Here is a 12,872-nt window from a genome sequence, read left to right on the forward strand (position 1 = left end):
TCATTTTTCACTTACAGAATGAGAATATACGTTGTTATTGCTTTATTTTTAACCTCTTTTGTCTATGCACAGAAGGGTACCAATTCCCCCTATTCTTATTATGGATTAGGAGTAAAACGATTTGATGGAAATACAGAAAATGCTCTTATGGGCGGAGTGGACGCCTATGTGGATAGTACACGTGTGGATGTCCGTAATCCAGCTTCTTTAGGAAAGCTTGCTCGTACTACCTTTGCCTTGGCAACTTCCTATGACTTCAGATCCATGAAAACAAGTACCTCCTCCTATAGTGAACGCACTTTCTTGTTGGATTACCTTAATCTTTCTTTCCCTATATATAAGCATTTAGGAGCTTCCATAGGTTTGCAGCCTTATACCTCAGTGGGCTATAGGGTTATCACCAATGAAGTAGTGGCAGGACAATCCCATTACTACGCCTTGGAAGGAAGTGGTGGGGTGAATCGTGCTTACTTAGCGGTAGGGTATCAGCCCATTAAAGGACTTCGTTTGGGAGTGAGCGGACATTTTAATTTCGGAAAGGCTACCTTAGAGAATCTCTACAGTTCCCCTGTACTATTGTATGTTACGCGTGAGGAAAGCCAATCTCTCTATCGGGGAGGAAGCCTTTCTCTAGGAGTTCAGTATGAGTACCCTCTCTCTAAGGAGTTTACACTCTTTGCAGGAGTACAATATATTCCCAAAGCCTCCTTACGCTCCATCAATACGCGTACCCTTACCTCCTTGCAGCCTACAGGCGGAAACTTTGTTATTAAGGATAGCCGAACAATGGATTTAGGGGATATGGCACGTACTTTCCTTACCCTCCCTTCTGAACTCTCTCTCTCTGCGGGAGTAGGCAAGGAAAGCCAATGGTTCATAGGAGCAAGCACTTCTTTTGTTGCCAGAAGCCAATATGCCAACCCCTTCGTTACTTCTTCTTTTGTTTCCTACAAGGATGGTTACCGTATAGGGGTGGGCGGATATTACTTGCCTAACAATAGTGCTTATACAAAATATTGGAAAAGAGTTACTTACCGTGCAGGATTTTATTATGAAAATACAGGAATCTCTCTAAGAGGGAAGGTAGTGAATGACTTTGGCATTACTTTTGGAGCAAGTCTCCCTATACAAGGATTTTCAAACATAACAGTAGGAGGTGTATGGGGTAGCAAAGGTGAAAAGTCCTTTCTTAAGGAAAACTATTTCATGTTGAAGGTTGCCCTTACCCTTAATGATAAATGGTTCCAAAAGTCCAGATATAACTAAATAGCATTACAATATAGAGAATGTGGTTTTTCTCTATAAATCCATGAAAGAATCATTATTTTTTATAACTTTGTCGCACCAAAGGATTACTTAATTATTAAAATTAAACGAATGAAAAAGATATTATTACTCTCAACCTTATCATTAGCAGTCTCCTCAGCCACCTATGCGCAAAAGGAGGATTGCCAGCTTAAAGCCTCTGTTTTCGTGGAAGCAGCTAAGGTGAAGAACTATAATGAAGCTTACCAGCCTTGGAAATTCGTCTATGAAACATGCCCTGAACTCTACCAATCTACCTTCCTCTATGGGGAGCGTATTCTTAAGGATAGAATTGCCAAAGGAACGGATAAGGCTAAGTATGTGAAGGATTTGCAGGAACTCTATCACAAGTTTCATCAGTATTTCCCTCAAAAATTCTCTGAGGCAGAGATGAACTCCCGATTAGCTTCTTTACTCATAGAACAGAACATGGGAACTAAGGAAGAACTCTTCTCCCTGTTGGACAAAACCTATAAGCTCAATAAGGATAGTTTTACCGATGATATGGCTATCTATCAGTACTTTGCTACAGTCCTTGACCTTAAGAACGAAGGAAAGAAAACCATGCAGGACGTTTTTGATGTCTATGATAATGTGTCTGAAATTATTGAAAATGAGAATGATAAGCTCTCTGTGGCCATGAACCAACTCCTTCCTAAGGAGGAGGCAAATACCCTTTCTGACAAGGAGAAAAAACAATTACAGGTAGCGCGTATTCGTATAGAGAACCTAAAGAGTATTTCTGAAAATGTGGATGCTAAGATTGGTCAACTTGCCGATTGCAAGAATCTTATTCCTCTTTATCAAAAGAACTATGAGGCTAATAAGAATGATACAGAATGGCTCCGCCGCGCTGCAGGGAGAATGTCCGATAAAGAATGTACTGCGGATCCACTCTTTGCCAAACTCGTTGAACGCCTTTATCAGCTGGCTCCTTCGGCTTCCTCTGCCTTATATTTGGGAATTATGAAGGAAAAACAAAAAAATACCTCCGAAGCGGTTAAGTACTTTAACCAAGCGGTGGATTTGGAAAAAGACCCTCTTAAGAAAGCTAATTATTTGGTTAAGATAGCCACTAAGTATTCGGGGAGTACTGCAGTAGGATATGCACAGAAGGCACTCTCTTTCAATCCTTCCAATGCCTCTGCTTACCAAGTGATTGCAAAGGCTTATGCATCTTCGGCGAACGAATGTGGAACCACCTCTTTTGAAAAAAGAGCCGTCTATTGGCTCGCTGCCAATACAGCCCGAAAGGGCGGACTTGAAAAACTCGCCGCTCATTATGAGAAACTGGCTCCTTCCCGTGCCGATATCTTTAAATCAGGATTGGCAGGCAAAACCATTACCTTTAAGTGCTGGATAGGACAGTCCGTTAAAGTCCCTCAACTTCAATGAATGATTGTGTTACTAAATTGATAATTGAGAACATTGTAAGGCTTTTTGTCCTTACAATGTTTTTCGCTTGTGAGGAGGACAAGCAGGTAACGCTACAGGGAATAGATAAAATTCCCAACGCTGAAACCCAAAACTTCCGACTCATTTATACCGATTCCACTAAGGTGAAGACAATCTTGGAAAGCTCTCTAAATAGAGATTTCTCCAATCAGAAATTCCCCTATACCGAATTCCCTCATGGACTTGTGCTTACCCTATTTGATGACCAACGGCATGAGAATATCATACAAGCTAAGTATGCTATCTATTACCTGCCTACTCAGCTGGTGGAACTCCGCGATAGTGTGCAACTGAATACTTATGATGGTAAGATCCTCAAAACCTCTCAACTCTTTTGGCAAGCCGAAAGCGAGTGGGTATTTACCGAAAAACCTTTTACTTATATTGATTCCCTACAGGGAAGTATCACCAAGGGAATCGGTATGGACTTTGACAAAAAGTTTTCACACCTGAAAGCTCACAAAATCACCGGTGTTATTCCTATCAAAGAATAAAAATCGGTTGCTTTTTATCCATATAATCGCCTGTGAAACATTATTTTTTATCTAAATACAATGTATTTCTCAATAATTGTTATACTCATTACCCTTTTACTCTCAGCCTTCTTCTCTGGCATGGAAATCGCTTATGTATCCTCTAACAAGGTGCAGCTGGAAATTGAAAAAAAAGAAGGAGGAATGATAGGAAATATCTTAGAGAAACTTACCCGTAAGCCCTCTAAGTTCATTGCCACCATGCTCGTGGGCAATAATATCACCTTGGTTATTTATGGGATTGAAATGGGAAAGGTCATTATAGGTTATCTACCTGAGAATTTCCATAATATTTTCTGGCAAACGGTACTCTCCACCCTGGTGATTGTCATCACAGGCGAATTCCTCCCAAAGGTCTTTTTCCAAATCTATACCAATACACTCTTGAAGGCATTAAGCCCAGTGGCTTACTTTTTCTATGTGATTTTCTCTCCTATATCGGATTTTGTCACCTGGATTTCTGATAATATCCTACGGGTCTTCTTCGGGACACAAGGGGATGTTACTCGCCTTACTTTCTCCAAAGAGGAACTGGAGAACTATATCTCAGAACAAATAGAAAATATGCCCGAGAATAAGGAAATGGATACCGAAGTGCAAATCTTCCAAAATGCCTTAGGATTCTCTCAGGTGAAAGCACGTGAGATTATGATCCCTCGTACGGAAATTGTCGCCGTGGATATTAACCAAAGTGTGGAGGAACTTAGGGACTTATTTGTCTCCTCTAATTATTCTAAGGTGCTTGTTTATCAGGAAAATATAGATGAAATCCTTGGGTATGTACATGCTTTTGACCTCTTTAAGAAGCCTAAGCAAATCCGCGATTTCCTTCGTCCCATTACCTTTGTCCCTGAAACTATTTATATCTCCAAAGTGCTGGATATGCTCACAAAAAAGCACCAGAGTATGGCGGTTATCTTTGATGAATACGGAGGAACCTCGGGGCTGATTACCCTTGAGGATATTGTGGAAGAACTCTTTGGGGAAATTGAAGATGAACATGACCAAAACCTACGAAAGGAAATTAAAATCTCTGATAAAGAATATGTATTCTCCGCACGCTTGGAGGTGGAATACCTTAATGAAAAATATAAGCTCTCTCTCCCTGAAAGTGAGAATTATGAAACCCTAGGAGGATTAGTGGTGGATATCTATGAGTCCATCCCTAAAAAGGATGAAGAAGTCTCCACCGAAAATTATCGCTTCTTAGTGGAGGAAGTGGCTGATAATAGGGTGATTACTGTAAGACTCTTTGTCCTATAACCACCATAGGGAAGGAGATGAAAAATATTTAAAGCAATCTTTTCTATTTTCCTAAAAAATTCGTAATTTCGCACCCCAAAATGTATCTAAGTGAAGCCGCATAAAGAGGGTAAGTGGAGTGAAAAATGAAGCGTAAATCCTTGAGCGGATCGCGATATTAACTATTAACTATTAACTTAATTATGGCCGTTCTTGAAAAAATCAGAAAACGAACCGTATTCCTAATCCTTGTTATCGGGTTAGCACTCTTTGCCTTTGTAATCTCAGGCATCTTTAGCCGAACTAAAACTCCTGATCAGTTGGTCATCGGAGAGGTTAATGGCGATAAAATATCCTATCTGGAATTCTCCTCTCAGGTGGAAAACACCCTCCGTAATATGGGAGGAAGCATCGGACAGGCTTATGTGGTCAATGCCCTCTGGCAACAAACCATACAAAGTAAAATCCTTGACCAACAGTTTGAAAAATTAGGAATCTCTGTCGGAAAGGACCAAATCCTATCTATTATCTCCAAAGTGCCTCAATATGCACAGAACCCCCAGTTTTTGGATGATAAAGGAGTATTCTCCCCAGCTAAGTTCGGACAAGTAATCGCTCAAATTAAGCAATCCAACCCTACGGTATACAAACAATGGCAACAAGAAGAAAAAAGCTACTTTGATACTGCCAAACGCGAAATATATCTTAGCCTTATCCGAGCAGGACTCGGTGTTACCCTAAAGGATGGAGAAGATGCCTATCACCAAGAAAATGATAAGGTAACTATTAAGTATGTAACACTCCCTTATAGCAGTATCCCTGATGAGCAAATTAAAATCTCTGATAACGAAATCCAAGACTATGTAAAGGCTCATAAGAAACAATATCAACAAAAGGATATGCGTAACCTGCAGTTCGTATTGGCTTCAGAGGTAGCCTCCCCAGAGGATAAAAAAGCTATTGAACAAGACCTCAAAGCTCTTAATAACCCACGTATCCTCTATAATAACCAAACTCAAAAAAGCGATACCCTTCCAGGGTTCTCTCAGGTACCCCTAAAGGATATTGCTGAGTTCGTTAATGAAAATTCCGATACCCCCTTCGATAGCCTATATGTGAGTAAGGACAAGCTCCCTGTGAACTTTGCCGATACCCTTTATAACCTTTCCATAGGGGAACTCTATGGACCTTATCAAGATGGAAATGCATATAAGTATACACGTATGCTCTCCAAAATCCCTAATGGAGAAGTTCGCGCTAGTCATATCCTAATCGCTTACCAAGGCTCTCTTCCTGGTAATGATGCCATTACCCGTACCAAAGAGGAAGCTAAGGCTAAAGCGGAAGGAATCCTCGCTCAAATTAAAGCAGGAGGGGACTATACTGCCCTCGCTCAAGCCAATTCCGATGATGCTTCCAATGCTCAGAATGGAGGAGACTTGGATTTCTTCTCTCGAGGAATGATGGTACAGCCTTTTAATGATTATGTATTCCATGCCAAAGTAGGGGATATAGGGCTGGTGGAAACTAACTTCGGATTTCATATTATTAAGATTACTGACCTTCGTGAAGGTGTGAAATTAGCTACCATTACACGTAATATAGAGCCTTCTGCAGCTACTCGTGATGCTGTATATACAAAGATTACCGAATTTGATGCACAAGCAATCAAAAACCCTAAGGAATTTGCTGCCCTCGCTCAAAAGGCAGGATATGATGTACTCCCTGCTAATAATCTCGAAGCCCTCGCTGAGGATATACCAGGATTGGGAGATAACCGCCCCTTGGTAAAATGGGCTTTTGAAAAAGATACCAAAGTGGGGGATGTACGACGCTTTGATATTAAGGATGGCTATATAGTAGCACAACTTACTAAAAAAATAGAAGCAGGATTAGCTTCCCCCTCTGAGGCACGTGCCCAAGTGGCTCCTATTCTCATCAAAGAGAAAAAGGCAAAACAACTTATAGAAAAAATGAAGGGATCTTCTTTAGAGCAAATAGCGCAAGCTGCAGGAGAAGCTAATAATATTCAGCAAGCAGAAGGAGTGTCCATTAAGAACCCTATTCTCCCTGGACAGGGTGCCGAAGGAAGTGTAGCAGGAGCAGCTCTCGTATTGCCTCTTAATAAGGTATCCAAACCTATTGTAGGAGACAATGGCGTATATGTGATTCAGGTAATCCAAAAGGATGTAGCTCCCGCACTCCCTAACTATAGTTCTTATATGGGAATATTAAGAAATCAAAAGCTTAACCGAGCTTCTCAAGACCTCTTCTCTGCTCTTGAGCAGACCGCTGAGATTAAGGATGATAGAGCAATGTATTATTGATAAAAATTCAAAGGTTAGAAATGAGGCTGTCCGAAAGGGTAGCCTCATATTTTTTACAAATGAAATAACTCCTTTCACTCTTTATGACACCGCTAATGACTCTCCTTAATACCACTATGGGTTAGACAAAGAAATTAACCATAGTATCTTCTCTCTTACTTCAATACATAATAATCTTAAATCAATTCTTCTGTTGATAAAAAAAGTGGGAAAAAGTGGAGGAAAGTGGGAAAAAGTTTGTACCTTTGGCGCAAAATATAAGTGCTATGATTCATTCTTTTGTAACATACCAATGCAAGGCAGATTCCAAGGGACGGGTAACTATCCCTGTGGGACTTAAAACCGTATTGGACAAAGCATTACAAGAGAATCTAATCCTTAAGCCTTCTATCTTTAAGCCCTGTATTGAGCTTTATCCACAAGGAGAATGGCAAGAGATTATGGAGAAAATGCGCACCAAGCTGAACCTTTTCTCCAAGCAACATCTGGACTATTTACGTAAATATACCGCAGGCGTGAAAGAAGCAGAAGTGGATGCAACAGGTCGCTTCCTTATCCCCAAACCCCTATGTGAGTTCGCCAAAATAGATAAAGAGGTGGTATTGGCACCGGCACTTAATTTTATTGAAATATGGGATAAAGAGCTATACGAACAGGAAATTAATAGTATAAGTGAGGAGGATTTCATGGCTCTTACCGAAAAAATTATGGGAGACGATGCAGGACAATAGCTATCATATACCAGTACTCCTCTCCCAGACTATAGAAGGACTTGCACTGAACCCTGAAGGTACCTACGTGGATGCTACCTTTGGAGGAGGCGGACATTCTCGGGCTATATTAGCACAACTATCACATAACGGGCGCCTTATAGCTTTTGACCAAGACCCTCAAGCACAAGGTAATATAATAGAGGATGAACGCTTTATGCTTATTCCTCAGAATTTCAGATATATAAAGCGTTTTTTGCGCTTCTATGGAGTAAGGCAAGTGGAGGGAGTATTAGCGGATTTTGGCGTGTCCTCCTATCAGTTTGATACTGCCCAGCGAGGCTTTTCCACTCGCTTTGAGGCTCCTTTGGATATGCGAATGAACCAGGAGCAACCCCTCTCAGCCTTTGAGGTAGTCAATACCTATACAGAGAGTGAGCTAAGTGAACTCCTCTATCGCTATGGAGAACTTAGAAATGCTAAACAAATAGCTAGAACCTTAATCGCTCAGCGACAAATAAGTCCCATAAGGACAACGATGGACTTGCGCAATGCAGTACAGGCTTTCCTCCCTAAAGGAAAGGAAAACAAGGTATTAGCACCACTGTACCAAGCCATCCGTATTGAAGTGAATCAGGAACTTGCCGCACTGGAGGAATTCCTCCTACAGTTGCCAGAGGTGGTCAAGCAAGGCGGACGTATCGCTCTTATCAGCTACCATTCTTTGGAAGATAGGCTCGTAAAACGCTTTATCCGTGATGGACAATGCTCAGGAGAACCACAGAAGGACTTCTATGGAAATACTTTTCCTCCTTTTGTGAAAATAGGAAAACCTATTGTACCTTCCCCCGAGGAGATTGCCCTAAATAACCGTGCACGTAGCGCTAAGTTACGTATCGCAGAAAGAACGGAAAACGTAAGTTCAGTAGCTAAGAATGAATCTCATGGATAACTGAGAGTTTTCTTTAGACAATAGAATTTGTAACTATATAAATGAATAAGGTAAAAGAAAAATTTGTTAAGATATTCAAGGCTGATTTCTTGGTAGGGGAGAACTCTCTAAGGAACTGGATAGCTATTATCTTTACAATCTTTCTTTGTATTGTAATGATTTATAGTGGGCATCTGATTGATCAAAAAGTACATACCATTGCCAAACTGGGGGAGGAGGTCAAGGAGTTGCGCAGTGAATTCGTGGATGTACGCTCCCGACTGCAGCGCATCAAGTTGGAATCAACCGTACTGAGTACCTTAAAGGATACTGGACTGAAGCAATCGCAAACCCCCCCTAATAAAATAAAGGTAATCATCAAGGAATGAATAAGGAAGCACAAGTACAGAAAGATAAAATGATGAACCTACGTACCATCTTGGTGGCGATAGGAATCACTATCTTTGCCTTAGCAATCCTTTACAAGCTGGTGAACCTCTATTTTAATGGAAAAAAATATGCCGACCTTATCGCTCAGAATACCATTAAAGAGTTTATCATAGAACCCAGTCGTGGCAATCTCTATTCCGATGATGGAAGCCTTCTGGCAACTTCGGTAACACGCTATGATATCCATTTTGATGCTGTGGCGCCAAGTAAGAATAATTTTGATAAGTATCTCAATCCCCTGTGCGATTCCTTATCGCATGCTTTCTCTCATTCAGCTTCTTATTATAAGGAAGCCTTTAAGAATGCTCGCAGGCTTAAGAATAAATATTTGCTTATCGCCAAAGGATTAGGATATGACCAATGCAGAAGAATTAAGAACTTTCCGCTCTTTAATAAGGGTGCCTATAAGGGCGGACTCATCGTGGAGGCACGTACCTCCCGAGAATATCCCTTAGGGGCAATTGCTCACCGTATTGTGGGCTATGACCGTAAGGATGACCAAGGAAATGTATTTAGAGTAGGACTAGAAGGCGCTTTCAGCAAATACCTCGCTGGAATTGAAGGACGACACCTTAAACAAAAAATAGCGCAAGGACAGTGGAAACCTATTGAGGATAGTGATGAAATAGAACCTAAGGATGGTTATGATGTCATCTCCACTATCAATATCAATATTCAGGATATTGCTCACCACGCTCTTTTAGCACAATTGGAAAAATATCAAGCCGACCATGGATGTGCCATCGTTATGGAAGTTGCCACAGGAGAAATCAAGGCTATATCCAACCTTGGTCGTAATCAGCAAGGAAAATATGCCGAACGCTTTAACTATGCCTTAGGTGAAATCTACGAACCAGGTTCCCTCTTTAAGACCATGTCCTTAGTAACCGCTATGGAAGAAGCTCATATTGATACTACCTATACTGTGGATACTCAAAAAGGGGTAATCTCTTTCTATGGAAAGGAAGTATGGGATTCCAACCGAAGAGGCTATGGAGTGATTAACCTCTCTAAAGCGATGCAGGTCTCCTCCAATACGGCAATTGTACAAATGGTACATGACCTCTTTGCTAAAGACCCTAAGAAATTCGTCGGTAGGCTGAACAAAATGCATCTGAACAGAAAGTTAGGATTACCCATCGTAGGAGAAGGTACCCCTTATCTGCCTCAGCCTAACCAAAAAGGATGGAGTGGAATCGCCCTTGAGTGGATGGCTTTTGGCTATGGGGTGGAAATGACCCCCTTACAAGTGCTTACTTTCTATAATGCTATTGCCAATGATGGAGTGATGCTTAAGCCTCGCATGATTCGTGAGGTGAAACAGTGGAACAAATCTGTAGAAAAATTTGACCTCGAAGTGCTCAATAGCAGTGTTTGCTCCCCACAAACAGCCTCCGTGGTCAAAAAAGTATTGGAAAATACCGTTAAGTATGGAACTGGAAAAAGCCTCTATTCGGAACATTTCTCTATGGCTGGAAAAACAGGTACCGCTCAAAAGGACTATAGTGATAAGTCAAAGCTCGCTTATGTCTCTTCCTTTGCCGGTTTCTTCCCTGCAGAGAATCCTAAGTATTCCTGTATTGTAGTCATCCACAACCCTGATAAAAGTATTGGGTACTATGGGGCAGATGTCTCCGGACCTGTATTCAAGAGTATTGCTCAAAAAATATATACAAGCTCCTTACTTATTGATACTATTGATGATATAGAACACCCTTCACCACAAGTGGAAAAAAGCTATCAACGCTATAACCAGATTATGGAAAAGTACAAAACAATTGTCCCCAATGTGGTAGGTATGGATGCAATGGATGCCATTGCTATCATGGAGAATTTAGGACTGAATGTAACCATCACAGGCAGAGGAAAGGTTAAGGGACAATCCATACCCGCAGGAGAACGCATCGGAGGACGTAAGTCTATTCACTTAACGCTGTTGTAATGGAAGGATATAGGTAGCAGATGGGTAACATGATAATAAATGAGTAACTTTGAAAACAATAAAACAATTATGTAAGGGAGTTAAGATACTCCAAATAGTAGGAAATGAAGAGGTAAATATTGAGAATATCACCCAAAATTCTCAAGAAATTACTACAGGAACACTCTTTTTTGCGATCAAAGGAGCGAATAGGGACGGACATACATTTATTCCAGAGGCAATTGAGAAGAAGGCGCGGGTAATTGTCTGTCAACAGCTCCCAGAAATATTGCCCAAAGAGGTTACTTTCCTAAAGGTAGCCGATAGTACCATAGCAATGGCTCAAATAGCAGCTAACTATTTTGACCATCCTTCCCAAAAGCTTAAGTTAGTAGGGGTAACAGGAACTAATGGAAAAACAACCATTGCCACCTTGTTATACCATCTCTTTAGGAATACAAAGCATAAAGTAGGACTCATTTCCACCATTGCTATTTACATCAATGAGCAGAAAATAGATACAAAAAATACCACCCCTGATGTGATTACCCTCAACAGAAGGATGCACCAAATGGTGGAGGAAGGAGTAACACATTGTTTTATGGAAGTAAGCTCACATGGTATCGCCATGCATCGCATTGAAGGGCTAAGCTTCGCAGGAGGAATCTTTACCAACTTAACCCAAGACCATTTGGACTTCCATAAGACTTTCGCCGAGTATCGCAATACGAAAAAAAAGTTCTTTGATACACTGAAAAAAGATGCCTTCGCTCTTACCAATATAGATGATAAGAACGGAAACTTTATGCTGCAGAACACCCAGGCACATAAGTATAGTTATGCGCTTAGAACCTATGCTGATTTCAAAGCTAATATCTTGGAAAATGCGTTCTCAGGCTTGGTCTTACGCATAGGACAACAGGAGATATGGACACACCTTATTGGGCAGTTCAATGCCTATAACCTCTTGGCAATCTATGCCACAGCGGTACTCCTTGGAATGGATAAGGAAGAGGTAGCAAAACAAATAAGTGAGCTAAAACCTGTCAGCGGGCGTTTCCAGTACTTTATATCGGCAAGTAACATCACAGTTATTGTGGATTATGCGCATACTCCTGATGCCCTACAGAATGTATTGGAAACTATAAAAAGCATCAAAACCCCTTCCCAACACCTCCTGACCTTAGTAGGTTGCGGGGGCAATCGCGATAAGGGAAAGCGCCCTATAATGGCAAATATCGCCACCACGATGAGCGATAAGGTGATCTTCACCTCTGATAATCCTCGCGAGGAAGATCCTCAGACAATTCTTAAGGAAATGGAAATAGGGGTGAATCCTGACCACCAGAGCAAGTATATGACCATTACCGATAGGCGACAGGCAATTAAGGTGGCTTGTAATCTTGCTCATGCAGGGGATATCATACTCTTGGCGGGTAAGGGACATGAAACCTACCAAGAGGTCAAAGGACATCGTTCTCACTTTGATGACTTAGAAGAAGCCAAATTAATAATGAAAAGTGAGTAATGATTAGTGAAAAATGAATAATGAAAAATGAATAATGAAAAAAGAGGGATATTATTAGATAAAAGTTATGCTTTTGCTGTTAGGATAGCAAAACTTGCAAAGTTTTTAAGGGAGAATAATGAATATGTATTGAATAGACAACTTTTAAGAAGTGGAACATCTATAGGTGCTTTAATAAGAGAGGCAGAATATGCACAGAGTCTTTCTGATTTTATTTCTAAACTCTCTATAGCTTTGAAAGAAGCTAATGAAACGAACTATTGGATTTCTCTTTTGTATGATACAGATTATTTGGATAAAAAGATGAAAGATAGTTTTGAGAAAGATTGTAATGAGATTATTGCTATATTGATTACATCTATAAAAACAAGTAAAACCAAAGTAAAAGGTAAGGCCTCATAAGCGAATGTGTGAGGAACTTTTCACTTTTCATTTTTCACTTGGATTATGCTTTATTATTTATTTGATTA

11 protein-coding genes are annotated in these 12,872 nt (G+C 40.6%); all 11 read left to right on the forward strand.

The annotated features are described in order from the left end of the window. Positions 1-18 precede the first annotated feature (18 nt). The 11 genes from VJJ03_RS04620 to VJJ03_RS04670 all read left to right on the forward strand — a co-directional run bounded on the left by VJJ03_RS04620 (position 19) and on the right by VJJ03_RS04670 (position 12,804). Complete coding sequence (locus VJJ03_RS04620) at positions 19-1,266, forward strand: hypothetical protein (protein WP_323974105.1); 1,248 nt, start codon at positions 19-21, stop codon at positions 1,264-1,266. A 111-nt stretch (positions 1,267-1,377) separates the two neighbouring features. Then, a complete protein-coding gene (locus VJJ03_RS04625) occupies positions 1,378-2,700 on the forward strand; it encodes a hypothetical protein (RefSeq protein ID WP_009745096.1) in 1,323 nt (440 codons plus the stop codon). Then, the gene (gene lptC, locus VJJ03_RS04630) at positions 2,697-3,254 is read left to right on the forward strand and encodes an LPS export ABC transporter periplasmic protein LptC (RefSeq protein WP_009745097.1); all 558 of its coding nucleotides are present in this window, start codon (positions 2,697-2,699) and stop codon (positions 3,252-3,254) included. The genes VJJ03_RS04625 and lptC overlap by 4 nt, the downstream gene beginning before the upstream one ends. Positions 3,255-3,314: 60 nt before the next feature. Continuing rightward, positions 3,315-4,556, forward strand: a complete 1,242-nt coding sequence (locus VJJ03_RS04635; RefSeq protein ID WP_009745098.1) for a hemolysin family protein — start codon at positions 3,315-3,317, stop codon at positions 4,554-4,556. A 182-nt stretch (positions 4,557-4,738) separates the two neighbouring features. Further along, positions 4,739-6,862 carry a peptidylprolyl isomerase gene (locus tag VJJ03_RS04640; protein WP_323974109.1) on the forward strand — a complete coding sequence of 708 codons (2,124 nt, stop codon included), beginning with the start codon at positions 4,739-4,741 and terminating at the stop codon, positions 6,860-6,862. 266 nt (positions 6,863-7,128) lie between these two features. Continuing rightward, positions 7,129-7,593, forward strand: coding sequence for a division/cell wall cluster transcriptional repressor MraZ (locus VJJ03_RS04645; RefSeq protein ID WP_323974111.1), 465 nt, complete (start codon positions 7,129-7,131; stop codon positions 7,591-7,593). Further along, positions 7,580-8,524, forward strand: coding sequence for a 16S rRNA (cytosine(1402)-N(4))-methyltransferase RsmH (rsmH, locus tag VJJ03_RS04650; protein ID WP_009745102.1), 945 nt, complete (start codon positions 7,580-7,582; stop codon positions 8,522-8,524). The genes VJJ03_RS04645 and rsmH overlap by 14 nt, the downstream gene beginning before the upstream one ends. Positions 8,525-8,565: 41 nt before the next feature. Continuing rightward, the gene (locus VJJ03_RS04655; protein WP_009745103.1) at positions 8,566-8,892 is read left to right on the forward strand and encodes an FtsL-like putative cell division protein; all 327 of its coding nucleotides are present in this window, start codon (positions 8,566-8,568) and stop codon (positions 8,890-8,892) included. Then, positions 8,889-10,895 carry a penicillin-binding protein gene (locus tag VJJ03_RS04660; RefSeq protein WP_323974113.1) on the forward strand — a complete coding sequence of 669 codons (2,007 nt, stop codon included), beginning with the start codon at positions 8,889-8,891 and terminating at the stop codon, positions 10,893-10,895. The genes VJJ03_RS04655 and VJJ03_RS04660 overlap by 4 nt, the downstream gene beginning before the upstream one ends. A gap of 49 nt (positions 10,896-10,944) precedes the next feature. Next, on the forward strand, positions 10,945-12,402 hold the full coding sequence (locus VJJ03_RS04665; protein WP_323974115.1) for a UDP-N-acetylmuramoyl-L-alanyl-D-glutamate--2,6-diaminopimelate ligase: 1,458 nt from the start codon (positions 10,945-10,947) through the stop codon (positions 12,400-12,402). A gap of 27 nt (positions 12,403-12,429) precedes the next feature. Beyond that, positions 12,430-12,804, forward strand: a complete 375-nt coding sequence (locus VJJ03_RS04670; protein ID WP_009745106.1) for a four helix bundle protein — start codon at positions 12,430-12,432, stop codon at positions 12,802-12,804. Positions 12,805-12,872 lie beyond the last annotated feature (68 nt).

Origin of the sequence: Capnocytophaga sp. G2, assembly GCF_035282625.1 — a bacterium.
GTDB lineage: Bacteria > Bacteroidota > Bacteroidia > Flavobacteriales > Flavobacteriaceae > Capnocytophaga.

Coding starts and splice junctions, on each gene's coding strand:
- VJJ03_RS04620 (WP_323974105.1), top strand. CDS start 19: ATGAGAATATACGTTGTTATTGCTTTATTTTTAACCTCTTTTGTCTAT.
- VJJ03_RS04625 (WP_009745096.1), top strand. CDS start 1,378: ATGAAAAAGATATTATTACTCTCAACCTTATCATTAGCAGTCTCCTCA.
- lptC (WP_009745097.1), top strand. CDS start 2,697: ATGAATGATTGTGTTACTAAATTGATAATTGAGAACATTGTAAGGCTT.
- VJJ03_RS04635 (WP_009745098.1), top strand. CDS start 3,315: ATGTATTTCTCAATAATTGTTATACTCATTACCCTTTTACTCTCAGCC.
- VJJ03_RS04640 (WP_323974109.1), top strand. CDS start 4,739: ATGGCCGTTCTTGAAAAAATCAGAAAACGAACCGTATTCCTAATCCTT.
- VJJ03_RS04645 (WP_323974111.1), top strand. CDS start 7,129: ATGATTCATTCTTTTGTAACATACCAATGCAAGGCAGATTCCAAGGGA.
- rsmH (WP_009745102.1), top strand. CDS start 7,580: ATGCAGGACAATAGCTATCATATACCAGTACTCCTCTCCCAGACTATA.
- VJJ03_RS04655 (WP_009745103.1), top strand. CDS start 8,566: ATGAATAAGGTAAAAGAAAAATTTGTTAAGATATTCAAGGCTGATTTC.
- VJJ03_RS04660 (WP_323974113.1), top strand. CDS start 8,889: ATGAATAAGGAAGCACAAGTACAGAAAGATAAAATGATGAACCTACGT.
- VJJ03_RS04670 (WP_009745106.1), top strand. CDS start 12,430: ATGAATAATGAAAAAAGAGGGATATTATTAGATAAAAGTTATGCTTTT.